Source organism: Alteromonas sp. (assembly GCF_984505615.1).
On record NZ_CFHOXV010000005.1, the window covers coordinates 32,443 to 58,085 of the forward strand.

24 protein-coding genes are annotated in these 25,643 nt (G+C 52.5%); 2 read left to right on the forward strand and 22 right to left on the reverse strand.

Annotated features, from left to right (window positions below):
* Window positions 1-3 precede the first annotated feature (3 nt).
* The 19 genes from AC4PME_RS05175 to AC4PME_RS05265 form a co-directional block, all read right to left on the reverse strand.
* On the reverse strand, window positions 4-1,482 hold the full coding sequence (locus tag AC4PME_RS05175; protein ID WP_491044853.1) for a sigma-54-dependent transcriptional regulator: 1,479 nt from the start codon (window positions 1,480-1,482) through the stop codon (window positions 4-6).
* Window positions 1,479-2,417 (reverse strand): hydrogenase nickel incorporation protein HypB, encoded by a 939-nt coding sequence (hypB, locus tag AC4PME_RS05180; RefSeq protein WP_491044852.1) that lies wholly within the window; start codon window positions 2,415-2,417, stop codon window positions 1,479-1,481. The genes AC4PME_RS05175 and hypB overlap by 4 nt, the downstream gene beginning before the upstream one ends.
* 2 nt (window positions 2,418-2,419) lie before the next feature.
* Window positions 2,420-2,761 carry a hydrogenase maturation nickel metallochaperone HypA gene (gene hypA / locus AC4PME_RS05185; protein WP_491044851.1) on the reverse strand — a complete coding sequence of 114 codons (342 nt, stop codon included), beginning with the start codon at window positions 2,759-2,761 and terminating at the stop codon, window positions 2,420-2,422.
* Window positions 2,754-3,854 carry a hypothetical protein gene (locus AC4PME_RS05190; RefSeq protein WP_491044850.1) on the reverse strand — a complete coding sequence of 367 codons (1,101 nt, stop codon included), beginning with the start codon at window positions 3,852-3,854 and terminating at the stop codon, window positions 2,754-2,756. The genes hypA and AC4PME_RS05190 overlap by 8 nt, the downstream gene beginning before the upstream one ends.
* Window positions 3,851-4,399, reverse strand: coding sequence for a [NiFe]-hydrogenase assembly chaperone HybE (gene hybE / locus AC4PME_RS05195; RefSeq protein WP_491044849.1), 549 nt, complete (start codon window positions 4,397-4,399; stop codon window positions 3,851-3,853). The genes AC4PME_RS05190 and hybE overlap by 4 nt, the downstream gene beginning before the upstream one ends.
* The gene (locus AC4PME_RS05200; protein ID WP_491044848.1) at window positions 4,399-4,656 is read right to left on the reverse strand and encodes a rubredoxin; all 258 of its coding nucleotides are present in this window, start codon (window positions 4,654-4,656) and stop codon (window positions 4,399-4,401) included. The genes hybE and AC4PME_RS05200 overlap by 1 nt, the downstream gene beginning before the upstream one ends.
* Window positions 4,631-5,500 (reverse strand): hydrogenase expression/formation protein, encoded by an 870-nt coding sequence (locus AC4PME_RS05205; protein WP_491044847.1) that lies wholly within the window; start codon window positions 5,498-5,500, stop codon window positions 4,631-4,633. Before AC4PME_RS05205 ends, AC4PME_RS05200 begins: the two co-directional genes overlap by 26 nt.
* A 10-nt stretch (window positions 5,501-5,510) precedes the next feature.
* Complete coding sequence (locus AC4PME_RS05210) at window positions 5,511-5,942, reverse strand: hypothetical protein (protein ID WP_491044846.1); 432 nt, start codon at window positions 5,940-5,942, stop codon at window positions 5,511-5,513.
* 10 nt (window positions 5,943-5,952) lie between these two features.
* The gene (gene hypC, locus AC4PME_RS05215; protein ID WP_491044845.1) at window positions 5,953-6,267 is read right to left on the reverse strand and encodes a HypC/HybG/HupF family hydrogenase formation chaperone; all 315 of its coding nucleotides are present in this window, start codon (window positions 6,265-6,267) and stop codon (window positions 5,953-5,955) included.
* On the reverse strand, window positions 6,267-6,899 hold the full coding sequence (locus AC4PME_RS05220) for a HyaD/HybD family hydrogenase maturation endopeptidase (RefSeq protein ID WP_491044844.1): 633 nt from the start codon (window positions 6,897-6,899) through the stop codon (window positions 6,267-6,269). The genes hypC and AC4PME_RS05220 overlap by 1 nt, the downstream gene beginning before the upstream one ends.
* A 152-nt stretch (window positions 6,900-7,051) precedes the next feature.
* Window positions 7,052-7,432 (reverse strand): HigA family addiction module antitoxin, encoded by a 381-nt coding sequence (locus AC4PME_RS05225; RefSeq protein ID WP_491044843.1) that lies wholly within the window; start codon window positions 7,430-7,432, stop codon window positions 7,052-7,054.
* 3 nt (window positions 7,433-7,435) lie between these two features.
* On the reverse strand, window positions 7,436-8,179 hold the full coding sequence (gene cybH / locus AC4PME_RS05230) for a Ni/Fe-hydrogenase, b-type cytochrome subunit (protein ID WP_491044842.1): 744 nt from the start codon (window positions 8,177-8,179) through the stop codon (window positions 7,436-7,438).
* A gap of 24 nt (window positions 8,180-8,203) precedes the next feature.
* Entirely contained in the window at window positions 8,204-10,009 is a 1,806-nt protein-coding gene (locus AC4PME_RS05235; RefSeq protein ID WP_491044841.1) for a nickel-dependent hydrogenase large subunit, read from the reverse strand.
* Between the two features lie 5 nt (window positions 10,010-10,014).
* Window positions 10,015-11,085, reverse strand: a complete 1,071-nt coding sequence (locus AC4PME_RS05240) for a hydrogenase small subunit (RefSeq protein WP_491044840.1) — start codon at window positions 11,083-11,085, stop codon at window positions 10,015-10,017.
* 245 nt (window positions 11,086-11,330) lie between these two features.
* A complete protein-coding gene (gene hypF, locus AC4PME_RS05245) occupies window positions 11,331-13,685 on the reverse strand; it encodes a carbamoyltransferase HypF (protein ID WP_491044839.1) in 2,355 nt (784 codons plus the stop codon).
* A 12-nt stretch (window positions 13,686-13,697) separates the two neighbouring features.
* On the reverse strand, window positions 13,698-15,149 hold the full coding sequence (locus AC4PME_RS05250; RefSeq protein ID WP_491044838.1) for a nickel-dependent hydrogenase large subunit: 1,452 nt from the start codon (window positions 15,147-15,149) through the stop codon (window positions 13,698-13,700).
* 10 nt (window positions 15,150-15,159) lie between these two features.
* On the reverse strand, window positions 15,160-16,155 hold the full coding sequence (locus AC4PME_RS05255) for an NADH-quinone oxidoreductase subunit B family protein (protein ID WP_491044837.1): 996 nt from the start codon (window positions 16,153-16,155) through the stop codon (window positions 15,160-15,162).
* On the reverse strand, window positions 16,148-17,476 hold the full coding sequence (locus tag AC4PME_RS05260; protein ID WP_491044836.1) for a sensor histidine kinase: 1,329 nt from the start codon (window positions 17,474-17,476) through the stop codon (window positions 16,148-16,150). The genes AC4PME_RS05255 and AC4PME_RS05260 overlap by 8 nt, the downstream gene beginning before the upstream one ends.
* A gap of 77 nt (window positions 17,477-17,553) precedes the next feature.
* Window positions 17,554-17,823, reverse strand: a complete 270-nt coding sequence (locus AC4PME_RS05265; RefSeq protein WP_491044835.1) for a hypothetical protein — start codon at window positions 17,821-17,823, stop codon at window positions 17,554-17,556.
* A 162-nt stretch (window positions 17,824-17,985) separates the two neighbouring features.
* Here AC4PME_RS05265 and AC4PME_RS05270 point away from each other — a divergent pair, with 162 nt between their 5' ends.
* Window positions 17,986-18,486 (forward strand): RNA polymerase sigma factor, encoded by a 501-nt coding sequence (locus AC4PME_RS05270; protein WP_491044834.1) that lies wholly within the window; start codon window positions 17,986-17,988, stop codon window positions 18,484-18,486.
* Window positions 18,476-19,057 (forward strand): hypothetical protein, encoded by a 582-nt coding sequence (locus tag AC4PME_RS05275; RefSeq protein ID WP_491044833.1) that lies wholly within the window; start codon window positions 18,476-18,478, stop codon window positions 19,055-19,057. Before AC4PME_RS05270 ends, AC4PME_RS05275 begins: the two co-directional genes overlap by 11 nt.
* Before the next feature lie 8 nt (window positions 19,058-19,065).
* Here the strand turns inward: AC4PME_RS05275 and AC4PME_RS05280 are convergent, their stop codons facing one another.
* From AC4PME_RS05280 to AC4PME_RS05290, 3 genes are read right to left on the reverse strand one after another with little or no spacing between them, the layout of a single operon-like run.
* A complete protein-coding gene (locus AC4PME_RS05280) occupies window positions 19,066-20,085 on the reverse strand; it encodes an LLM class flavin-dependent oxidoreductase (RefSeq protein WP_491044899.1) in 1,020 nt (339 codons plus the stop codon).
* Window positions 20,085-23,828 carry a translocation/assembly module TamB domain-containing protein gene (locus AC4PME_RS05285; protein ID WP_491044832.1) on the reverse strand — a complete coding sequence of 1,248 codons (3,744 nt, stop codon included), beginning with the start codon at window positions 23,826-23,828 and terminating at the stop codon, window positions 20,085-20,087. The genes AC4PME_RS05280 and AC4PME_RS05285 overlap by 1 nt, the downstream gene beginning before the upstream one ends.
* Complete coding sequence (locus AC4PME_RS05290; protein WP_119503174.1) at window positions 23,825-25,633, reverse strand: autotransporter assembly complex protein TamA; 1,809 nt, start codon at window positions 25,631-25,633, stop codon at window positions 23,825-23,827. The genes AC4PME_RS05285 and AC4PME_RS05290 overlap by 4 nt, the downstream gene beginning before the upstream one ends.
* Window positions 25,634-25,643 lie beyond the last annotated feature (10 nt).

Sequence of the window (25,643 nt, forward strand, 5' to 3'; positions counted from 1 at the left end):
CCCCTAATGCCTGGCGCGGCCGGTGATATCGCCTTTGTCGAGATCGTACCGCTCAAGTTTGGAGCGCAGACCAACCCGGGAAAGCCCCAGTTCAATCGATGCGCTGGTTTTGTTCCAGCGGTGGCGTATTAACGTTTCCCGCAGAATCCGTTTTTCCAGCATTTCCACCCGTTCTTTCAACGTACCGTCCAGATTGGCCAGCAATTCCAGTTCGCCCTGTTCGGCTTCCGGTGAGGCCCGCAGAATACGGCTTTGCAGTAAGTCCGCAGTCAGCCATTCACCTTCGGCCATCACCAGCATCCGGCGCACTTCGTTCTGAAGCTCCCGAACATTGCCGGGCCAGTGATAGCGAGACATACAGCTAAGCGCTTCATCGCTGAAACCTTTGACGTGTTTGTCGAACTGCGCCATGGCAGCACTGAGAAAACTGTCTGCCAGTACCGGAATATCAATCTTCCGGCTGGCCAGAGCAGGCAGAGTCAGTGTGACTTCCGCCAGCCGGAAATACAGATCCTGCCGGAACCGTCCGGCGCGGACTTCCTCTTCCAGATCCCGGTTTGTTGAGGCGACGATACGTACATTAATTTTCCGCCGTTGCTGATCACCGAGACGACGGATCTCACGTTCCTGCAGAACCCTCAGTAACTTAACCTGAAAGGCCGGGCTGATTTCGCCAATCTCGTCCAGAAAAATGGTGCCGCCGTCAGCCTGTTCGAATAATCCGGTGTGGTCGGTAATTGCACCGGTGAAAGAGCCTTTTTTATGGCCGAACAGTTCCGATGCAAGGAGTTCATCGGGCATCGCTCCGCAGTTTTCTACGACGAAAGGTTTGTCTGCCCGCAGGCTGTTGTAATGCAGAGCTCTGGCAAACAGCTCTTTACCGGCTCCGGACGGACCACTGATCAGCACCGATACATCGAAAGGGGCAACTTTCTCTACCTGCTGACAGGCATCGTTGAGGGGGCTTTCGGCATGGCGTTTAATACCTTCCAGCCGGAAATTTTGCTGTAATTTTTCCCGTTTCTGCTGCAGACCGGATGCAACCTGGGTTTCGGTGAGCCGCATTTCCATGTTCAGCAGGCCGTTTTCCTGCTGCTGGCTGACCATATTACAGGCGCTGCGTACGGTTGAAATCAGGCTGTCAGGGTGCCACGGTTTAGTGATGTACTGGTAAATACCGGCATCATTCAGGCCGCGGATAATGTCTTCTGACTCGGTGTATCCGGACAGAATAAGACGACCCACCTGAGGCCATCTATCGCGAACTTCAGTCAGTAAATCAACGCCACTGCGTCCGGGCATACGCTGATCACACAGCACCACATGAACCGCTTCATTCTCCAGTACCGACAGGGCTTCACCGGCGTTTGCGGCGGTAAATACGTCGAACTCTTCATCCAGTGTCCGTTCCAGCGTTTCCAGAGAGCGCAGCTCATCGTCAACACACAGAACAGAGGGCCGGTCCTGATTAAAAGGGGTCATAGCAGATCCCGAAGGCCAGATGCTTCCGCCTCCAACTTTTCCAGACGTTGGCGTACCTGTGAAGTGCGGTGCTGATTTAACCACGCAAGCCAGGTATCCATGCCTTCACCGCTGCGGGCTGAAAGCTGTATGATCTGAATATCCGGATTCACCCGGCGGGCATATTCAATACACTTGTTCACGTCAAAATCCAGATGGGGTAGCAGGTCGGTTTTATTCAGTAGCATCAGGCTGGCAGCGTGGAACATATCCGGATACTTCAGGGGTTTATCTTCTCCTTCAGTCACCGACAATATGGCTACCTTAGCCGCTTCACCTAAATCGAAAGCTGACGGGCACACCAGGTTGCCGACATTTTCAATAAACAGAATGCCGCCGGTGAGGTTCCCGAAGTGTTCCAGTGCATGACCCACCATGTGGGCGTCCAGGTGACAGCCTTTACCGGTATTGATTTGAATCGCCTGAATACCGGTTTCTCTGATGCGGTCTGCGTCGTTGGCCGTTTGCTGATCGCCTTCTATAACGCCCATGGGAAACTGGCCATCCAGTTGTTTTATGGTTTCAGTCAGCAGAGTGGTTTTACCTGAACCCGGGCTTGAAACCAGATTCAGCGCCAGAATAGAGGACGCCGTAAATTCTGCGCGGTTTCGGGCGGCATATTGATCGTTCTTGCCGAGGATATCCTGTTCTATCTGTACCATGCGGGCCTGGCTGAGACCCGGTGCATGAGCGTGGGCAGGCCCCTTACCGAAGTGAAGATTATCGCCCGTGGTATCGTGATGTTCATGCTGGTGGTCATGTTGATGATCATGGTGCGCATGACTGTGAGCATGGCTATGTTGATGATGAGTGTGATGACCATGATCATGAGTGTGGTGATGATCATGACCTTCAATTTTGGTTTCGCCGTCTGAACAGCCGCATACGGTACACATGGTTAAGCTACCTCCAGTTCTTTGATTCGCATTTCATCTCCCTGAGTCACCTGCAGCTGATAGCTCCCGCAGTGACTGCAACTGTCGTAACGTTGGGTGATGGTGACGGTTTCTGTGCATTGTAAGCAGAACGCTTTACCTTGCAGCTTGATAATATGCAGTGTGGCACCGTCGGCGATGCTGTTTTTCATCACTGCTTCGAAACAAAATGCCAGAGCGTCGCTGTCAATCATGGCCAGCGGACCGATTTCCAGCCACACTGTATTGACCTTGTTATATTGCTGCTGAACGGCCTGTTCTTCCAGCACCTGTAAAATGCCTTCTGCTACTGACATTTCATGCATAGGTTACCTCGCTTTTCCAACTGACACAGGGGTCAGTAAGCTTGATCAGCGTATCGATGATTTGTGTGGTGTCGTGCCTGCTCATCTCTACCTGATGGCAAGACAGGTATAAGCTGCCCTGCGGGTGAAAGTTCCACTCTGTGGGAGCCACAATAGCATAGTCTTCCACATAAAATTGCCAGTCACGACGTACCACTTTAGCATGATGCAGTAAGGTACCTCTGGCCGTTTCGGTCACGCCGGGCCGGATTTCTTCAATTGCTTCACCGGCGAGTTCCCGCATGTGACGGGGGAGCCGGCACATATCGAAAATCAGCGCCGCCAGACGGCGCACAAAGATATTTCCGAGTTTATCATCACGGTCAGGAAAGCGGGCAAAGCAACCGGTTTCCTTTGCTTCTCCGTCAACATGGGGGGCTTTGCAAAATGTCTGACGGTCTTGCTGATCGCTTATGTGCTTCATCACCGACTGGTAAACGGCATCGTCGTGCAAATTCAGCGGAGCTGCTGCGGTGGGGATCATCAGCCGGTCAAACAGAGCTGTCAGTTGCGGAAAATGCTGCTGAACACGGCCGGCCAGTACGCCGCCGTCCTGAAGTTCATCAAGCGGCGCGCGAAACATGGCAATGAACAGCGTTTCAAGGGCGGCAATATGACTCTCAATGTCTCTGCTGTCACTTTGGGACGGACGGGCATCCAGTTTCAGCGACCACCCTGCTGTATCCCTGCACCGTGTATACCAGGCTGTAAGCTTGTGCATCATTACGGCATGCTCAGGCAGCCAGTTTTGCAAAAGACTCAGGCCGGACTCTCTGGCGTGTTCTGCCATGATCAGAAATTGTCTTGCCTGCCGTGTTTCTTCCGGTACCTGAATACCAATCGAAGCTTCAATTGCAGAAAGGGCGGCAACGGTTTGCGCGACTGCGCACACATTAAAAATGACCGGCATGGCGTTGATCACTTGCGAGACAGGTTTTTCGCGAAACCACAGCGGCAGGTGAAGAGGCCGGGTGTTATCAACGGAGATCGCCGTCAGCCTTCCCTGTTCCCAGGTCGCATTTACCTGAATTTCTCCGGCGTTGAAACGGCTCACAGTTCTGTCTGCCCGTCTGAATGATGTCCTGACAATTTTCCCCGTAAAAACGCGCGGCGGGAAACTGAGTGCGCTTCCTCAGCAGAGGCAACTTCAGGTTCAGCGGCTTTGATATCGTCACGGAAACGTTTTATTTCCGTACTCAGCGCTTGTCGCTCCCTGCTGTCTGTCATGGCACCGTCCATGGCACAGCTCAGTGCTGCCAGTGCTGTTTGTACAGCCACCTGCTGGCTGGAAAATTCCGTCACCGGAGAAAATAAAGAGCAAATAGCGTAACGCCCGTCGTTTCCGTCACTGGCTGCCGTAAACATGTAGTCGCCGGAAGGCAGTGAAATTTGCAGCGGTTCGCCGGTTGACGGAATGTCATCTCCGGTCAGCACCAGATTCATACACCAGGGCGTCACTGCCACACAGAGTTGCCGGCCACAGGGCGTTGCCGTTTGTTCACTGCAAAACACGTCCAGAGCAGAATTATAAAAGGGCAAATCCTGCATGGCAGATTCTGCCTGCCGGTAAAATGCTTCAATATCCTGGTGATCTGTCATCAGTCTTTTCCGGTGACCATGAACTGATCTCTGTCACCGTCGCATTGCGGACAGCGCCAGTGCTCAGGCAAAGCAGTAAAAGGCGTGCCTGGCGGAATTTGTTCAATATCGTCGCCCTGCTGCGGATCGTAAACGTACCAGCAAATTTTGCATTCCAGACAGGCGTCATCTGCAATCCGGCTGGCATCGCCCAGGTAGCTTCCTTCAAACCCTTGATAAGTCATCAGCGCCTCACACCAGTACATCACGGATTTCATTTAACCGCTCTGCTGAGTCCGCCAGATCTTCAGGTGCTGCGCAGGCGACAGCGGGAATATCGACGATTTCCAGCGTATCCAGAATCAGTTGATCGGTGCTGTTGAAGTATTGTACCCGCCACAGGCAATCCACATTGGTGGCTGTGATGCGGCAGTTACCGTACCCGCGGGATAAAATTGTGACAGGTCCGGTACCGGTTACCTGCGTCAGGCATCCGTGATCTTCAGGGGAAAACGGTAATAAAGATAAGTTGATGACGTGTGCATCGTGACACTCACCACGGGTATACCTGGTTGATATATCGTTGATCTCAACCAGCACTGACGGTGCATTCAGCAGATTCGCCGGTAACGAAGGAAGTTTCGGGGCCAGCGGCTCTGCATGACTGAAAGCCATCGCCTGCACCGCCGCCGGGATGGCAGCAACTTCAAGATGATCAGAAATCAGTTCGTCGCCAATATGAGAACGGACACGCCATACTCCGGCCATAACCGTTTCCTGAATGGTCAGAGATTCAGTACCCTCAATGCGTATACTGACTTCCCCTTCACCTAACAGATTATTCAGCAGCTGCAGGTCAGCAGCCGGTAATGTTCTGACCGGAATGGCAGGGTGACGGCTGTCTTCACGGTAATGATCCAGTCCCTGTTGTAATTGTTCCAGAACCAACACGGCCTGCGGACAAGCTTTAATGTCATCACTTTCCGGTAATACCGGCATATCATAGGTATTCATCGCACCGGGCATTTTCATGTAATCCAGTACCATGTCTCCCTCATCCTGACTGCCGGGACCCACAGGTACGGTGCCGACATTGATCACGGGAATCTGATTATTATTCATTGTTTTTCTCCTACTGCCCGCAACCGGCCGGACCGGGATTAAAAACTACCGGTGTACCGATCCCCGGATCAGGCTGAGGCTTCCTGGCTAAAATATCCGGGATCAGGGCGGTATATTCGTCCCAGTTTCGTACTTTGGTGATATCACCCAGATATTTACCTTCTTTCAGAAACACCAGAGCAGGCCAGGCGCGGAAGTTATAGCGACCCCGCAACGTCCGTTCGTGGCTGGTGGATACAACTGCCGGTGTTAAGGCCGGGAAGGCTTTAATCAGTTCCGGCAGGATCACAGCAACGTCATTGGATTCGGGAAACTGCTTTGGCTGTTCGGTAAAAAATAAAACGCAAAAGGGGGTACTTTCGATAAAGGCGTCGAAATTGTCTTCATCTACGCCGGCGTAGCCGAGTTCGTCAGTGAGTCGCTGCACTAGAGGAGAGGGCATAATCGTCTTCTTAAATGGTTGTTTTGTTAGCTTGTAAATGAGCGGGCAATTCCGGCTCGCGGTCAATAAGATCGGCAAACAGACTGGCGTCGTAATCCAGCTGACCATTCATCACCTGTGTTAGTGCCCGTAACGCATTGGCGATATTCCGCGCGCGTTCTGCACTGACCACTTCCCGCGCGGCGCCCAGAAAAACCAGTACCCAGGTGCCGTCCGGTTGTGCACCGGTCAGCGACATGTCTACCCACTGCTCATCCTGTTCGTCACCGCACAGTGCCCGCAGGCCCTGGCTGCTTATTACCTGAAGCGGAATACCGGTACACATTAGTGAGACTCCCCGTTGGTGGCGGGTTGAGTGGGAAAGAAGCGGATGTCGCCGGTGCGGCAGGCTGCCTGCTCATCCGGACGACCCTGTTCGTAATCCGACAGGTTCAGCTGCTCCGGTGACAATGCCTGAGCGGCGGTTGACAGTTTTTCAGCCTGTATATTGAAACCAGCCAGGTAGTCCAGTGCGGTTTCGATGGCCGGACCAATTTGTGCTTTTACCTGAGGGCGCAAACTGCCGCCGAAATCTTCCAGCTCAGCAGGCTGACATCCGATTAGCAGCAGATCGGCAGGGTAATGGCCGGTGAAACCAGCCATCGCCAAAACTTCCTGAAAGCCGGTTTGGTGAAGACTCATCTTTTTCGCCCCCATAAAAGCAGGGACATCGTCGTTGTATACGGTCTTTAACGTGCCGGCAGGTAAGCCATAGTCTATGGCGTCGAATACGATTAACACATCAGCCTGCTGAACGTGCTGCACCAGATAAATGCCCTGCGTCCCGCCGTCCATCAGGGTGACGTTGTCAGTAAACTGGTAATCCCGGTTCAGGGTTTCGATGCACCGCACCCCGAAACCTTCGTCTGCCCAGAGTACGTTACCAATTCCCAAAATCAGTACATTCTTATTCTTCATATGCGCCTGCCACCTGAATGAACCAGGTTAAAATTTTGTTCTTACTTTTTAGTTTTTTTGTTGTTACAGAAAAGGTATTACAAAGTCTGTGCCAGAGCCGGTGGTTTCCTGTAAGGCCAGTCCGGGCGGGGTGTAACGGGGTGCGTTACATTTTACCGTGATGAGTTATCGGAAGGTTTCTTTTCGCTATTGCTTGCTTGTGGAAGGTTTCTTTCCTTGCTGGCGGATTGCGCCTGATACAGGTCCCAGCGCTGCTGCTTTTCCAGCCAGAACATCGCCGGGGTTTGAAAATGCCGTGCCAGACGCAGTGCTGTATCAGCAGAAATGGCTCTGCGGCCCTGTACGATTTCATTGATGCGGCGGCGGGATATGCCTAACGTTTGTGCCAGTTCAGACTGGGAAATTTTCAGTGGCTGCAAATAGCAGCGGGCAAGAAAAACGCCCGGGTGCTCGGACTTTTTACATCCGGGCGCACAGGCGGTTTTGGTTGGGAAATCACACATGGTTTTAGTACGTGCCGGTACGGCGCGCATTTTTTAGTCCGGTTTATCGTCTTTAAACATCCGCCAGCCGCTGATCATGGTTGAGATCAGGCTCTGTCTGGACATGATGTCTTCACGAATGGCAACGTAAACGTGGATCATGATAAAGGTAATGATCCACCACATACCGAGGCGGTGCCAGGTGTGGACATCCTGACTTTGCCCGAACAGCGGGATAACCCATCCGAACAGTGTGTCTGCCCAGCTGTCCTGCCCCAGTCCTTCGGCATAGAGTGCGAAACCGGTAATGATCATGAATACAATGCCAACGATGAAGAGTACAAACATACCCAGTTGAGCCAGCGGATTATGGCCAATGTATTTCTTCGGCGTTTTTTCCATGAAAAGATACCAGCGCACTTCGTGCCAGACTTCTTTCCACCAGCGGGCATTAAATATTTTCGGATAGAAAAGCTCTCTGGCGTGACTGTTACCTACAATGGCCCAGTAAATACGGCCAATGAAGGCGGCTGTCACTACGTATCCGGCAGTGAAATGCGCAAAGCGGATGTACCCCATCAGGAAATTCTCGCTGGCCTCCCCCGGCTGGGTTGGCAGCGGAACGCCGATGAAATAACCGGTGACACATAAAGTCAGTACGCTGAGTACGGTTACCCAGTGCCACAGTCTTACCGGCGCCTGATATACATAAACCGCTGTCTGTTTGCGGACCAGTTCTTTCTCACTGCCGTCATGATGATTGCTGGTCAGCTCTTTTTTCTCAATGGTTGAAGCCATAACATTCTCCGGGTCCTGAACGGCTTACCGCACTTTCACTTTTGTCAGTTCCTGACCATCTTCCGCCATAACGTGAGTGGAGCAGGCTAAACAGGGGTCAAAGCTGTGCAGGGTACGCAGGATTTCAACGGGTTCGTCCGGACGCTCCATTGGCGTATTCAGCAGTGACGCCTCAAAAGCGCCGATATTGCCGTTTTCGTCCCGCGGCGAGCCGTTCCAGGTGGTGGGAACCACTGCCTGGTAGTTTTCGATTTTGCCGTCTTTAATCTTTATCCAGTGGCCCAGTGCACCGCGGGGCGCTTCATTGGTGCCCACGCCTTTCGCTTCCTTCGGCCAGGTTGACGGATCCCATTTTTCGACGTTTGCTGTTGAGCTGTCGCCGTTTTTAATGTTGTTCACCAACTGATGCCAGTCATCCAGCATAGAGTCTACGCAAAGCTCAGAGTCCAGTGCCCTGGCGAGGGTGCGGCCAAGAGTAGAGGGCAGGAATTGCTTCAGAGTCAGATCCATGCCGGTGGCCTGATTAAAGCCGGAGAGTGAGCGGTCGACCTGTTCTTTGATGTATTCCTTACCGGACGCGTAACCAATGATGTAGCGGGATAACGGACCCACTTCCATGGCATGCCCTTTCCAGCGTGGTGCTTTGATCCAGCTGTATTTAGCGCTCTCGTCCAGTTCTTTGATATTGGTTTTGGTGCCTTTAAAGTTCGGCCCGAGCTCAAATTTGGCTTCTGTCTGTCCATCCCAGGGATGCAGCCCTTTTGCACCGCCGGCATACTGATACCAGCTGTGGTCTACGAATTCCTGAATTTCATCAGGATTGCGAACATCCACCGGATGGATCTCGTCCCAGTTTCCGTTAATGATGGCACCGGCCGGCACCAAATCTGTTGAACGGTCGCCGGGTACCACGGTGTGTGTGCCATAGCTAAGCACATTAGATGCCGCCAGGCCTCCACCGTAAAGCCAGTCTTTATAAAGCGTGGCTATCGCCATTACGTCAGGAATGTAGACATTCTTGATGAATGCTTCTGCTTCGCGGATACGCTCAAGCACGAAGTTCAGGCTGGTCATATTAACCGGCGCGCCGGATGAGCCGGTGCCGTCGAGATTAATTGCGCAGGCCACACCACCTACCATGTAGTTCGGGTGCGGGTTTTTACCGCCGAAAATGGTGTGGATTTTGACAATCTCTTTTTGCATATCCAGCGCTTCAAGATAATGCGCTACGGCCATCAGATCCGCTTCCGGAGGCAGTTTGTATGCAGGGTTAGTCCAGTAACCATTGGCGAACAGACCTAACTGACCGCTTTCAACGAATTTTTTGATACGGGTCTGAACATCTTTGAAGTAGCCCGGGCTGGACTTCGGATGGGCGATGGATACTTTCTTCTGCAGATCAGAGGTTTTCACCGGATCAGCTTTCAGTGCATTCACCGGGTTTACCCAGTCCAGTGCATGCAGGTGATAGAAGTGCACAACGTGGTCGTGAATGTTCAGGGTTTTATCCATCAGGTGACGGATAATGTGTGCATTCAGCGGAATATCGATGCCAAGTGCATCTTCTACAGCCCGCACACTGGTAAGGGCGTGACAGCCGGTACACACACCACAGATACGCTCTACGAACGCCCAGGCATCACGGGGATCCCGTCCTTTGAGAATGACTTCCAGACCACGCCACATGGTGCCGGTGGATACGGCATTCCGGATAATATTGTTGCTGTCGACGTTTACTTCACAGCGCATATGGCCCTCAATCCGGGTAACCGGATCGACAACAATTCTGCGGCCACTGTTGTCCAGACTACTGGCATTTAACGGATTCATTGTTGTTATTCTCCTTTGTGCTGTGCGCGTTTAATTGCACTGGCCGCTGCATGGGCAGCAATGGCCGCGCCGACACCTCCGGCAACAGTCATGCCTATTTCATCGGCATTCTTTTCAATACCAAATTGCTTGATATCGGTCAGGCGGTCGTAGAATGACCCCTTGTCCCAGAAGCCGTCTTCTGAACAGCCGATACAGCCGTGACCAGCCTGAATAGGGAAGGAGGTACCTTCATTCCAGCGAACGGTAGAACAGGCGTTGTATGTCGTCGGGCCTTTACAGCCTACTTTGTAGAGGCAATAGCCTTTGCGGGCCCCTTCGTCATCCCAGCTTTCAACAAACTGGCCGGCATCGAAGTGCGGGCGGCGATAGCATTTATCGTGGATACGCTGGCTGTAAAACATCTTCGGACGGCCCTGGCGATCCAGTTCCGGCACTTTCCCGAAAGTCAGCATGTAAGTGATCACGCCGGTCATGACTTCGGCAATGGGCGGACAGCCGGGCACTTTGATGATTGGTTTGTCTTTAATCACTTTGTGAATAGGCACTGCCTGTGTGGGGTTTGGTTTGGCAGCCTGAACGCAACCCCACGATGCACAGGAGCCCCAGGCAATAATGGCCGCAGCATCTTTGGCGGCATGCTTCAGCTGGTCGAGAAACGGTTTACCGCCAACTATACAGAACATGCCGTCTTCATTAAGTGGCGGATTGCCTTCAACCGCAAGGATGTACTTGCCCTTATACTTCTGAATTGTCTCTTCCAGGATCGCTTCGGCCTGATGACCCGCTGATGCCATCAATGTGTCATCGTAATCCAGTGAGATCATCGACAGCACCACATCTTTAACCAGCGGGTGTGCAGAACGGATGAAGGATTCAGAACAGCAGGTACATTCCAGTCCGTGCAGCCATAAAACCGGTGTGCGTTCTTTGGTTTCCATGGCATGAGCGATCCGCGGCGCGAATGCAGGGCCAAGTCCTAAGGCGGCGGCAGTCAGGCTGCAGTATTTGAGAAAGCTCCGGCGGGTAATACCCTGCCGGCGCATGACGTTATAAAAAGTTTCCAATTGGGACATGGTGGGTCCTCCGCATACTCCTGCTGAAGACGCAATAATCCGCTTGTACCGAGCCTGTTCGATATGTGGGTAATAAGCAAGTTATCCGGGCTTTCAGCTGTTTTTGTTTTTTGTTTGTTGCAACAGCAAGTTAGCAAGCACCAGACCACAATAAATAATGCTTTAATAACAAATGGTTAACGGTTTTTCAGGATTTTAGTAGTCATCCAGCTTTCCGTTCTGCGGCGAAAACGGAAAGTGTCTTATCAGCGAGGGTCTGAATGATTTGCCAGCGTCACCAGCGCCTGACCGTAGGCAATATTTGCATCATTAGCAGGCAAAGAGCGATGGGTTAACACGCGGAAACCGGCCTGACTGAGACCCTGTTTCAGCATCGACAGCAGCAGAGTGTTCTGCATAACACCGCCTGTGAGTGCAACGGTATCGAAGCTGTATTTCTGATTCAGCGATATGGTCAGCTCAGTGAAAGCCTGCGCCAGACTCAGATGGAAGTTGTGTGCCATACTCGCTGTACTGACACCGGTCCTGCGCTGCTCAATCATCTCAAGTAAAACCGGTAGCGGGTCGAGCCTGCCGTTAGTCAAGGCAAAGCGGTAGCACTGCGCCAGAGGCTGACCTTGTTCAGCTAGTCCCTGCAGCGCCACAGCAGCCTGACCTTCGTAGGTAATGCCCGTCGCATAACAACCCAGTAATGCGGCAACGGCATCAAATAACCGGCCGGCGGAACTGCTTAAGGGGCAGTTAAGCTGTTTGTCTATCATCCGCCCGAGCGTGGCGGCAACCGGCGATGAAAGCGCAGGGACGAATTCAGCCAGTGCGCTTGTCTGCTGTGCGTTCAGCACGCCGTAAAGCCGTCCGTATAAGGTGCGCCAGGGTGACAGTATTGCTTGTGTGCCGCCGGGTAACGGCGCCGCTGAGAGCCCTCCTGCATGTACCACTGAGCGGTAACCACCAAACAGGGCTTCGCCGCCCCAAAGTGTGCCGTCGCTGCCAAGACCTGTGCCGTCGAGACAAATTCCCAGTACCGCCGGTGATGCCAGCGGGATTTCGTTATCGCCCAGGCAGGCCGCCAGGTGAGCATGATGATGCTGAACCTTATACAGCGCCGCGCCGTCCGCAGCCAGATCACTGGCAGAAGAGATGACAGTGCCGGCAAATCGTGTGGAGGCATAATCCGGGTGAAGATCGCAACTGACCACATCAGCAGTAAATTGGTACAGCGACTGATACAGCGCAATACTGTGTTCAAAAGCATCACAGGTTTGTACGTCGCTGAGATCGCCCATGTGCTGGGAGATAATGGCCTTGCCTGCCTGCGTCATACAGAAGGTATTTTTTAATTCCGCTCCGGTAGCAAGGCATTGAAGATCAGCAGTAAACCCTTCGGGCAGAGGCATCACTAAAGGGGCATATCCCCGTGCAAGACGAAAGTAATGAATGTGTCCGTTCGCAACCTGTGCCACAGAGTCATCTACACGGCTGTGTACCGGCCTGTTATGCATAACAAAACCGTCTGCAATGGTGGCCAGTTGCCGCCTTGCATCAATGTTATCTGTCGCCTGAGGCTGCCCGGATGCATTACCGCTGGTCATTACCAGCGGGATCCCGGCGGCTTCCATGACTAAAGCGTGTAAAGGTGTATACGGTAACATTACACCAAGACGGTTGGTGTCCGGCGCTATGTTGCCGGCAAGTGCTTTATCCGTAACGGCGCTTTGAAGTAAAGGTGATGCCAGCACAACCGGAGACCGGGGAGACATCAGCAATGCTTTTTCTGTTTCGCTGAGGGTAACGTAACGCTCTGCCTGCTCAATGCTCTGCATCATCAGGGCGAAGGCTTTATGAGGACGGCGTTTCCGTTCCCGCAGTCTGGTAACAGTTTCCAGGTTGGTGGCGTCGCATACCAGATGAAAGCCACCCAGTCCTTTGAGCGCCAGAATATCTCCGCTTTTAAGTCGCGCTGCTATCCACTCAAAGGGATCGCCGGCGTCAATCTGGTTACCTTGTGTGTCCTCAAGCCACATTGCCGGGCCGCATGCGGCACATGCCACGGGCTGAGCATGAAACCGGCGGTCTGCCGGCTCATGGTATTCTGCGTTACAGGTTTCGCACAATGTGAAGTCTGACATGGTTGTTGAGGCGCGGTCATAGGGCAGGTTTTTTATGATCGACAGCCGGGGACCGCAGTGGGTGCAGTTGAGGAAAGGATATCTGTAGCGGCGGTCGTTTTCGTCGAAAAGCTCATCACGACAGGCGTCACACATGGCGGCGTCCGGCGGACAACCTGTTCTGACTTCAGAACTTTGCGACTCTGTGATGTGAAAGCCTTCTGCCGGAACCGCTGTCCCTGATGCACTGACATTGTGTTCGGTGATGATACTGTCTATGCGGCTCAATGGCGGTGGCGCATCCTTAACAGCGCTTGCAAGATGGTCTGTCGCGGGAGATGACAGCACCTCAATGACTACGCCGCTGCCATCATTAAATACATGACCGCAAACCTGCAGAGACCGTGCGATACGCCACACATAAGGACGGAAACCCACGCCCTGAACCAGTCCGGTCACCCTTATCCGGTCGATGTTCACTTCGCTGTGCAAAGACTTACCTCATCAGTGTACGGTGCATGCCATACAGGGATCGAATGAACGCACAATATGTTGTACGGCCACCGGTTCAGTTTCACCGTCCCGCACCGGAGCGCCTTTCAGCGCCTGCTCCAGCACACCCGGCACACCATCGCCGTCACGGGGAGAAAAATTCCAGCTGGTGGGAGCAACAATCTGATACTGGTGAATTTTGCCTTTCTTAATTTCTATCCAGTGTCCCAGCGAACCTCTGGCTGCTTCTACCAGCCCCGTGCCGCTGCCGTTTTCAGGAAGTTTACCGTGATGCCTGAATGGCGCAGCAGGATCTATGGCCTTTATCCAGCTTTGCATAGCCGGAATGACAAGCGCAAGTTCAAGCAGTCTCGCCACGACTCTGGAGTGAACGTTTGCACCGTCACGGGCAACCAGTTCACGGATCAGCGGATTGCCGTTAACCATCTGCCTGGCTACTGCACCCGTCTCCATGACCTGTTTATTCAGTCTGGGAGACTTACACCAGCTGTAAGCGTCCGGATTATTGATATCCGGAATCGTTTCGCCGTCAGCCGGATGCAATGGTGTATCACGGTTCACCAGCCAGCTGTGAGCGTGATCTTCTGTAATGGCAGACAAGTCTACAGCGGATTGCACGCCACCGGTGATTTGCCCGGGAGCAAATAAATAGCCTTGCTGTGCCGGATAGGCGCCGTAGCTTAAAAAGTTACCGGTCCCTTTGCCCAGAGTATGCAGAGAAAGTGCATCACTGACGTGCAAAAAGCGGGTAAAGTCGCTGTGTTGCCAGAGTTTCGATTGCCGCCAGGCGTTCAGTTCAGCGACAGAGCCAAGCTGGTTAATCGTATCGAGATCATCTCCGAACAGCACTTGTTCCAGAAACTGGCGGAATGCCGAGATGATGGTCAGTACACGGATGCGCTCCGCTTTATCAATAGCCCGGGCTGAACCGTCAGGTTGTATCGTCAGTGTGTGTGGCCACTTACCTGCCATCAGCCCCATTAAATGTAAAAAAGCCGCTCTTGCCGGCAGCATTGCGGCAGTGGCACTGCCTGACGTTGCTTTGAAGCGGGCAGAAATATCACTGAACCAGCTTTCATCGCGATACACATCACGGGCAAAGTCCGGCATGAAGAAGAGATAAAAATGCGTCAGCAGATCCGTCATATTTTCATTGGCAAGAATTAAGTTAGTACTTAACTGGCCATTCAGCGGCATAGCTGCGCCCATGCAATCTGCGAGGGCTTGCGCTGCTGCCACCGATTGTGTCACTGAGCATATTCCGCAAATGCGGGGAGTATAAACCAGCGCATCGTGGGGAAGCTTCCCGGACATGATTTGCTCAAAACCACGGTAAAGCGTGGAGTTAACCTGCGCGCCGGCAACCATGCCGTTTTCAATATCCAGGGTTATTTCCAGATCGCCTTCCACGCGGTTAAACGGGCCTGCAACAATTCTGCTCATAGGGTTGCTCTCATTTGTCCCGCTTGTAGATGGTCGGGGGGTATATCAGTTGATCTGACGTTGCATTTTCTTTCAGCCGGTCCGGCGTAGCGGCTTTCGACAGAGAGGCCAGCGCCACAAACCATGCTTTTGGCATATCAGTGGGTAATCCTACCGGAATACCTGCAATTTTGGGCGTTTTGCAGAAGCTGTGGCCGGGTTCTTCGAATTCAGGTGCTGTGCAATTAATGCACGGATAACCGCCGTTGGTGCACGAACCCTGACCGTTCCAGGGACGGATATTGCAGTCGGCATGTGCCTGAGTGCCTTTGCAGCCGGTGTTTTCCATCATGCATCCACGGTCACCTAACTGTTCAGCACTGGCTTTGTATTCGTAAAATTCGTTGCGGCTGCAGCCATGATGTACCAGGTGATCGGCATACATACGTGGCCGGGCTAATTCATCCAGGTTTTCGTTCTGATGCTCACCCATTGCCATGCTCATCAATGTTTCCGTCACCCAGTCAGGATGCACCGGACAACCGGCAATGTTCACCACTTTACTGCCTGTCTGAGAGCGGTATTCTGAGCCCAGTAAGCCTCCCTGCTGCTCACCGTCGAACTGTAAGCCTGTGGCATCAGTGAGGTTATCTGCCGCAGCAGTAATGCCGCCGTATGCCGCACAGGAGCCAACTGCCACGGTCCAGGCAGCTTTATCCGCCAGCGACTGCACCCATTCAATCATCGGTTTTCCGGTGCCGCCCATCATATGAAAGCGCCCGGTGCCGGCGGGACCAGTCATCATCGAACCTTCAATACAAAGTATATCCAGCGCCACCTCTCCGGCCAGAATCCCGTCCAGTATACTGATAAACTCACGGCCGCTGGCCTCGCTCAGTGAAGGGTGCCAGAGCAGGTTGATACCGGCAGTTTTAAACATGGCCAGCACATCTGGAGATTCAGCGTTCAGGAGTGACATGGAACAGCCACCACAACCGCCGGATTGCAGCCACAGCAGATTAAGCATGATCACCATCCTGACCCGGCAACCAGAGCCGGGCTATGGCACCGCCTTCACTGTGATTGCTGATACTCAGTTCGCCGTGATGTTCAGCAATGATGCCGTAACTGATAGATAAGCCCAGCCCGGTGCCCTTACCTACGGGTTTAGTGGTGAAGAAGGGTTCGAACAGGTTCGGGGCGTCGGTGTCTGAAATGCCGGTACCACTGTCTCTCAGGGTGAGCAATACGCCGTTGTGACAAGTTTCAGCATGAAGGTGAATTGTTTTTTTATCACTGGTTGCCATCGCATCGAAAGCATTCTGGATCAGATTTACAATGACCTGATGAATTTGACCGCTGTGACCCCAGGCGAGCAGTTTCTGCGGCATGGTGTCTTCAACCTGCACATCAAACTTACTTTCTTTGACGATCCAGTGCAGTGCTGTTTTTACCACGTGAGTAATATCAAAGCTGGCTTTGGCCGACGCCTGAGTAGAGGAAAACTGACGCAGATCATCCACGATTTCTTTTACCCGTACGGCTCCTTCCATTGTACCTTCCACCAGCGAATCGAGATCTTTAATGGCTTTATCCAGCCGCATTTGAGAACGCATGTCCCTTAGTGCTTCACGGCTTGCTCCGTCACTGACGGCATCAAAATAACTGCGAAGCTTATTGGTATAACGCTGCAACACGTGCATGTTGCCGTAAACGAAGCTGATGGGATTATTTAATTCGTGGGCTACGCCGGCGACCAGGCGACCCAGTGATGCCATTTTTTCAGATTGTACCAGACGTTGCTGGGCGACTTTCAGTTCAGCATGGGCTTCATTCAGTTCTTTGTAAGCGCGCTGAAGTTCTCCCACCGGACGGCCTACCATTACCACGCCTACTTTGCGTCCGCGGTGGTTGATACGCGGAGAGCAATTTACCGACAGGGGCACGTCGCCAAAGCTGCCTTGCAAAATAACTTCCACATCCCGCTCAATGTGCCGGTTATCCACCCGCTTCAGTAAAGGCAAAAGTGCAGTGCCGGGACAACGGAGGAATTCTTCGACAGAACATCCCAGAAGGTGGCTTTCCGCCTCATCGGTAAATTCTGTCAGAGCACGGTTAACCCCTTCAATGATACCGTCGTTATCGCACACGATCAGTACGTCGTTCATCGAACTTTGCACGCTGTCAAAGTATCGCTGGGCTTCTTCTAATTCGACGTTTTTATTTTCAATTTCCACCTGGGAGCGAACGAGATCGGCATAGGCCTCATCCATTTTGTGGATAACATCAACCCAGGCGACATCGGCCTGAATGGCGGCATCGTCTCCGGTGTTTTGCTGACGGGTCATTTCAGACCACTGAAGGTATGGTGTTCATCCCTTAAAACTATACCGAAGCCGGTGCCGGTTCAAGCTTTCACTCTTTGCTACAGCCGGTTGAGTTTCTGATTCAACTCGTAGGCAGGCTCTGTCACGATGGCTTCAAGGGCTGCGATACGGGCTTTCAGGGCTGCCATTTCTGTATCTTCCCGTTTTTTTGCTGAGACTTTTTCACTGAACGAAGCCTGCATAAACGGGTTGGTGACCTCTCCGTTCATCCACGCGACCAGTTTCAGGTTATAGCGGGCATCAAGAAAGCATACGGTCAGGGAAACCGACAGCACACTCAGGATAATTATCACGGCGGTAATGGTCATGGTTGTCTCCGGGTAATCAGGGTTGTTTTGAACCGCAATGGCGGCGTGTTGATCAGGTAGTCCTGCCGGGATAAAAAAAATTACAAATAACTGTAATTTTTTTCTTTGTCCCGCGACTATGGCATTGGAAACAGGGAATTTTTGTATGAACGGGAACCCATTTTGGCTGCAGATTTCGCCAGTATATTAAAACAGTATAACGGATTACTGAGCCGTGTCGCCGCCGGTTACGAGGCTAATGAAGCACTGCGTCAGGAATTGTTGCAGGAGATTGCCGTTGCTGTGTGGCAGGGACTGCAGCGTTTTGAACACAAAAGCAGCCTGAAAACTTACATTCTGAAGATAGCCCATAACCGTGCGGTCACGCATGTTGCCTCTAATGCCCGGCTTCCCCGCACTGATGAACTGGATGAAAACACTGAACACGGCGTATCTGCATTGCTAAATCCTGAAGACGCCACCGCACAGGACAAGCAATTGCAAGTGCTGCTCTCGGTGGTACGTACCCTTCCTTTGCCGGGGCGTCAGGTGCTGACTTTATCCCTTGAAGGGCTGTCCTACGGGGAAATTGCAGATGTTTGCGGGATCACAACCAGCCACGCCGGTGTGCTGCTGAAACGCACAAAAGAAGAAGTGGTGAGGAGGTTAAATCATGACGAATAATACGGATGATCTGGCTGCCCTGTGGCAGAAGCAGGACGTGCAGACCATAGACATCGACAAGTTACGGCGTGAACTCACCGGTCAGCGCCGCAAGCAGCGGCTGTACATCCTGATCGATCTGCTAAGCCCGGTGCCGCTCATACTCATGTTGTACATCATGGCAGATGAACTGTCGTCTTTCTCCCGTACTGTGATATGGGGGTTGCTTATCATCACTATTCCGCTGGTGGGATACCTGCTCTGGCTGCGCCGGCATGCAGCTTTCAGCACTGCCGTAAACACTCAGGCATATGTGGATGTGCTGTACCGTCAGATAGCCAACAATGTGAAAATTGCCATGTTAACGAAGCATTCCTGCTGGGTCGCTGTTTTGTATCTGGCCGGCATACTGGGATGGGAACTGATGACCGGGGAAAAAGCAGCTCAACCGGACTTTTCTTCAATGCGGTTCTACGGGGCTCTGGGGTTGGGAGTGGTGTTTTCTTTGCACTGTTACCTGTGGGGACAGCGCCGTGAACGCCGCTTCAGAGCCAGGCTTCAGGAACTGGCTTTGATTAAAAACCAGTCCTGAGGCGTTGTTCAGGCGGCCCAGTCCTGCTTAGTCATCACTGACGTCAGGCTGCCAACATGACGGATTGCCTGTAAGCATTTTCCGGTATCGGTGACCGGGAATGAGAAAATCATCTCATCTACGCCGGTAGCCTCAATAAACTGTGCAATCTGGCGCTCAGCCTGCTGCGGCGTGCCGGTAATGGCAAAGCGGAGGGTGTTATTGATGGCCGCGATTTCGTATTCAGACAATACGGCTTCAATGTGATCCACCGGAGCCGGCATGGGTTTGTTGGCCTGCTTTCTCAGGTTAGCAAATTGCAACTGGACCGACGTAAACAGCCGGGCAGCCTCGTCTTCGTCATCTGCGACTACTGCCATCACACCGGCGGATACAAAAGGTTTCTCCAGCTGTTCAGAGGGTCTGAAGCTGGCGCGGTAAACGCTTATGGCATCCTGCAACATTTCCGGTGCAAAATGGGAGGCAAATGAATAGGGTAGACCGAGCTGACCAGCAAGTTTTGCCGAGTAAAGGCTGGAGCCCAGCAGCCAAAGTGGTACACGGGTGCCTGCGCCCGGCATGGCGATAACTCCCTTGCCACCTTTGTCATCAGACAAATACGCCTGCAGAGCCTGCACATCGGCGGGATAGTCATCCACGCTGGCGTGCATATTTCTGCGAAGCGCCATGGCCGTCGCCATATCTGTACCCGGTGCACGGCCAAGGCCTAAATCAATCCGGCCCGGAAACAGTGTCGCCAGCGTACCGAACTGTTCGGCAATGACCAGCGGTGAGTGATTGGGCAACATAATGCCGCCAGACCCGATACGGATATGGCGGGTGGCATTACCGATAGCCGCCAGTAATACCGCTGTTGCTGCACTGGCTACACCCCGCATACCGTGGTGTTCTGCCAGCCAGAGGCGCTGGTAGCCTTGTGCTTCTGCCTCTGCCGCAATGGCTTTGCTTTTTTCAAAGGCATCGGCTGCCGTCTGGCCTTCACCGATGTGCGCCAGGTCAAGAATGGAAAACGGTACAGATTGCATGATTACTCCTCGTCAGCCTCATCATCAGCTTTTTTCTCTGCTTCCTGCGGGCCGCCCAGAAAGAACTCATAATAAAAATCGATAGCAAATTCCGTTTGTTCTTCAATGGTAGTCTGAACACCTTCTACAAATAGTTTGGGTAGCAGACGATAACGCAGTGCCAGGTCGGGTGGCTCCTGACGTCGTCTCAGTGTTTGCGTACTGCTGTTGTCTCCGCTCAGGCCCACGTCAACATTGTATTGCACAGTAAGACGATCGTTTATGCGGCCATTCAATGATAACTTCGTTGCGCCGCCCCCTGCACTTGATGTGGTGCCGACGCTGAAATCTTCAATCCCCAGCGCACTGCCCACTTTGCCTTGCAGCTTCTCTGTATTGGATAAACCGAAGCCCAGCAGCAAGGCGTTGTAGTCTGGCGAAGAAGAACTGGATGATCCCGGGCCGGAGCCGGTTAACAGGTATGACAGACTGTTACTCTGGTTCATTGCCGGCTCAGAGAATAAGTTTATATTCGGGCTGTCAGCCGCGCCGTCAATGCGGATACCCGCGACCACACCATCTTCTGTTTTGTCCGGGTCGCGGATAGCTTCGACCAGCAGCATGGGTTGATCCAGCGGGCCGTTAAACTGCACTTCACCGGTCTGAATAATCAAGTCCTGACCATAGGCCTGATAGCGTCCGTCAAGGATCTGCAAATCGCCGTATCCCACCAGCGCAGGATGGGTTCTGACTTCAATGCCGCCGTAAAGGTTAGCTGTCAGCCCGAAAGCATCCAGCTTTACTTCGCCGGTTTTGTCTTTGTCGATGTTTACCATGACAGTGGCATCAATAATATCCAGCGGGTCTTCAACCGGCGGTTCGCCCCGTAAATGCACGTCTTTGGATGGCGAAACCGCGCTGGCAGGCAGTTCTTCAATTTTTACTCTGGCCCAGGGCAGGTTCACATTGCCGGTCACCTTTACGTTGCCCGGTTTGATGCTGGCCGTAATGTCAGGCGACACCTGCATGCGGATATCACGCTGATTAATCTGGAAGCGTTTGCCTTTGAGGTTCACATTAGCGGTAAGCTCATCCTCCCAGTTTACATCGCCGGATAATGTCCCTTTTCCTTCACCAAGCAAAAACGCGCCGTTAAAGGTGGCACTGCGGTTGACGAATTCGATAGTCTGTTCCCAGTCGCCTATTTTCACCGGCATATCTTCAATATCCACATTGCCGTTAGTCAGCTTCACGCTGCCTGTGAGCGACGGTGAGCTTGCCGTGCCTTTAATTGCCAGCTGGCCGTTAAGTGAACCTTCCAGTTCCCTAATCGCTTTTGACATGGGTTTGAACGGTGCGATGCGGATATTGTCGATATTCACCGTCCCTTCCAGCGGAATGTTTTCTTCAACGGGTCTGACTTTCATGTCGGCGTTTACCGCCCCCAGCTGTTCGCTGAGAATGTTCAGTGTGGAGGTAAGCAAATCGTCTTCATAGCGGCCTTTGGCGGAGACTTCATCGAGGTTCAGCTTCAGTTGCTGTTCAGGCCCCATTGTCCAGACAGACGGAGTGACTGCCAGATCAAAATTCGCTGTCATTGGCGCATTCTTGCCAAATTCACCGGTTGTATTCACCGACAGCTTCGCATCAGAACTGGCTGTAAATGTGTCGGGCAGCAGCTCATGAGCCCACAACCCGAGTGGCAGACCGTTCGCTTTGACAATCCATTTTGTCCGTTCATCTTTGAACAACACATCTTCGATGCAAAGCTCACCGTTCTCACGGGACTCCCAACAATTCTCAGATATTTTCATGCTGAAAGGTTCTGGCCGCACTGCAACCCGGAAAGGCTGATTTAACTGCCACCGTGTTGTCAGTAATCCCAGCTGGCTGTTTGTGATGTCGGCGGTGTAGCGTTCGTCTTTCCACGCGCCGTCCATTTCCAGTTTCAGGTGATGATCAGGCAGGGTGAGATCCACATTAAAATTGTGTGCTGATAACGAGCCGCTGATCCCCAGATTACCGTTCATTTCTCCCTGTTCAGCGGCCAGCGCGCTCAGTACCGGCGATACTTTTACGCCGGTGAGTGTGATGTCACCTTCCGCCACCGGATCGCTCCATTCACCTTTGGCTTTGATACGACCTTTTATCTGACCGGATACATCAGGATAAAGCTGCTCAGTGGCGTCTACGTCCAAGTCAATATCTGCATTAATATAACGCTGGTTAAATACTTGCGCGGCAACGTGAACCCGGTTTTTTTCCTGCACAACACCCAGATTGGTAACAATTAAGTCGCTGGCCTGAGAGTACACCAGTGATCCTGTCACGTTCAGCTCACTACCGTCCCTGATGCCGTCCACTGCAAGATCGGTAACGCTGACTTCAACGCCCTTGTCGGTGAGCTGCATCAGACTGGTTAGTCCGCCTTCAATTTGCGATGGTGCATAGGGCGACAAACTGCGCGCTGAAATACCGTTAAGTCTGGTTTTTCCCGACCAGCTGACAGATTCATTTAAAAACAGTGTGCCGGTATTGGTAATTTTCCCTTCGAGAATATCCACTGTCAGGGCATTCACCGTGATGTTGTTGCTGTTAAGTACCACGTCGGCATCAACGGGAATATCGCCGATATCCGGCAAGGTTGCACCGGTTTTGGCGGTAAAATGGTAGTTGCCCATGGTACCTGTGAGATCCAGCGCACCTTCCCACAATCTGGTGTCCTTAACGTCAGGTACAGGTTGCTCCGGCCAGCTAACAGAGAGTTCGAGTGGCAGTGTATCATCCAGAATGCTGGCGTTACCGGCCACGCTGGCTGAATATGTTCCGCTGGCATCAACATCCAGCGCTAGTGCTTTCAGGGAGCCGTCGGCAGACACGTTGACCTGCTCCTCCACACCGGCGGCATTAACATCAGCACTGGCTGCTAAAGACAGAGGATAATCACCGGACAAGGTCACCTTTGCATCCGCATCGAGTTTGGCCAGCGTATGTTCCACGTGGAGCTTATCCAGTGCGATATCGCTCGATTCCAGTGTCAGGGTACTGAAACTCAGCAGCGCCATTTCCTGCGTCACCACGTCGCCCTGCTTTAACTTTGTATTACGCAGGGTGAAATTTTCCACGGTGACCGGGATGGGGATGACTATTTCAGGTAGTTCCGGCGCTTTATAGCTCAGTGCATAACTCACCGGTTTGTCATCACCGGCATTATCCGCTGCTTTCTCTGTACTTTCTGGCAGTGCGACAATAAGTCCTTCAATATTTACCGGTGACAGCGTCACCTCTTTAAAGACCTGACCTTCCAGTGACAAAGACTGCAGAGTGATGTGACCTGCCAGCAACTTAACCGACACATCCGTAATACCTAATGTATTGATTTTCACCGGAACCGGAATTTCAACCGGTTCTGTACTTTCCGGTTCCGGCTCATCCTCAGCGGGTGCTTCGGAGAGTTGCTCAACACGGGTGCCATCAACGTTCAGATAGTCGATACACACTTTGGATGTGATGAGACAGCCTAAAACCACATTGATTTCAGCCCGCTTAACGTTTACCGACCACTGTTCGTTCTGCCAGCTTACGCCTTCTACAGAGAAGTCACTGAGTACCGTTCCGTTGATATTTTCGATATGTAATCCATCGACAGCCTTGTTCGCAATATAGCGGATCACAGGCGTACCTAACGGACTGATGATAAGGCCTGCAACCAGTACAATCAGCAGCAGAGTGGTAAAAAACCAGAAAGTGAACTTCCGTCTGCTCATAGTTCCGGCCCCAGAATAAAGTGAAGCCGCCAGCTGTTTTCGAATTCAGACAGACCTCTGGCACCATAAACCCGCACAGGTCCAATAGGCGATAACCAGTGAAAACCCACACCAAAGCCATAAGCCAGGCCTTCGTCAAAGTCGTTGGTTGCCGTACCGGCGTCAGTGAAGACCGCAGCACGCCAGTTTTCGGCTATACGGTAGGCGTATTCAACACTGGCCGTCACCAGGTAGCGGCCGCCCACCGACACGTCGGTAAGTTCCTCTCCGGTTTCCGGGTCGATAATGACGTCAACAATCTCTTCACCAGTTTCCGGGTCAATATAAACATTCTTTTTCGGTGAGATATCGCGGTAAGCGAAGCCCCGGATACTCTGATCACCACCGGCGAAAAACCGCAGTGATGCAGGTACACGGTAAAAGTCATTGGTCTCAATGGCACCGCCTTCTGCTCTCAGCATCAGCCAGTGTTTATTGAGTGTACGGATCATGCCGCCTTCCAAAACGGTCTTAGTGATATTGATGTCAGAACCGGCGTTGTCACGGCCAAACTGGAAAAACGCCTGGAGGTAGGTGCCTCTGGTGATATTCAGCGGGTCGTTACGATCCAGATAACGTATGGCGTACCCCGGCATTACCAACTGGGTTGTCTGTTCCACACTCGTACCCTGGGTGTAATTTTCCCGCAGATAAGTCAGCGAGCCGTCCTGCTGCCAGGGGGAATTGGCTTCCTGCCAGTAACGGTGCGCGGCAACGGTAAGGGTTTCAGCCTCGGTATTGGTATTGCTGTAGTCAATAAACTGGTAACCGCCTTCAATACTAAGGTAGTCATTGGTGATATCTTGCATTGGAATACGGTAGTCCACCGTAAACGACTGCTCCGGAGAAGATAAAAACAGTTCAGAGGTAACCGAGTGTCCCCGTGTGTTGATCCATGGCCGTTCCCATTTTAACCGCAACCGGGCACCTGTATCTGTAGCCGCACCCAGGCCCACGTTAAAGGTATCCCGGGGCTTGTGTACCAGTGTAATCTCAACGGGCACAGTCAGATCCACCGCTTCGCTGACCACCGGACGGGCAATAACTCGTGAGAAGTAACCCGACTGATTCAGACGGCGGTTAAATTCGGTCAGTTTCGCCGACGAGTAATACTCGCCGGATTCAAAGGGCTTTAACCGGTTGAGGATGGCTTCAGACTTCTGATCGCCAATCAGCTTTACTTCACCGAACTTATAGCGGGGGCCGCTCTGTGCGATAAGCAGAATATTGGCTGCTCTTTCTTCCCTGACCAGGTCGAGCCGCGTTGCCTGCCAGTTAAAGTCAAAATAACCGTGGGACAACGCGTAATTAAACATGGACGATTTAAAGTTTTCGTATACCGGCTGATTCAGTACATCGCCTTTTTTCAGCGAAAAGGCATTAAAGCGGTCACGGAAATCTTTATCTTCACGGCCGGTACCGATGATCTCACGGGTAACATTGGTCACTGTCAGCGGCGTGTCCAGATTCACATGAAGGATCACATCATCGCCGGATACTTCTACGGTCGTCGTGCTGTTGTAATAGCCGAAAGGCTCAACCGCTGTTGACACTGTCGCACCCAGCTCATCCTGCCAGAACGGGTCTGACAACACATCTTTGCTGATATCCAGACTGTTAAGGTGTAAACGGATATTATCTTCCAGTTTCCCGTCTTCTACGCCTTCAATATCCACATCGATGGCGAAGGTGCAAAATGCAGGTAACACAAGGGCGCAGGACAGCACAAAACGCTGCCAGGCGTTAACAGTAAAACGGTGAATCATAACCGGGCGA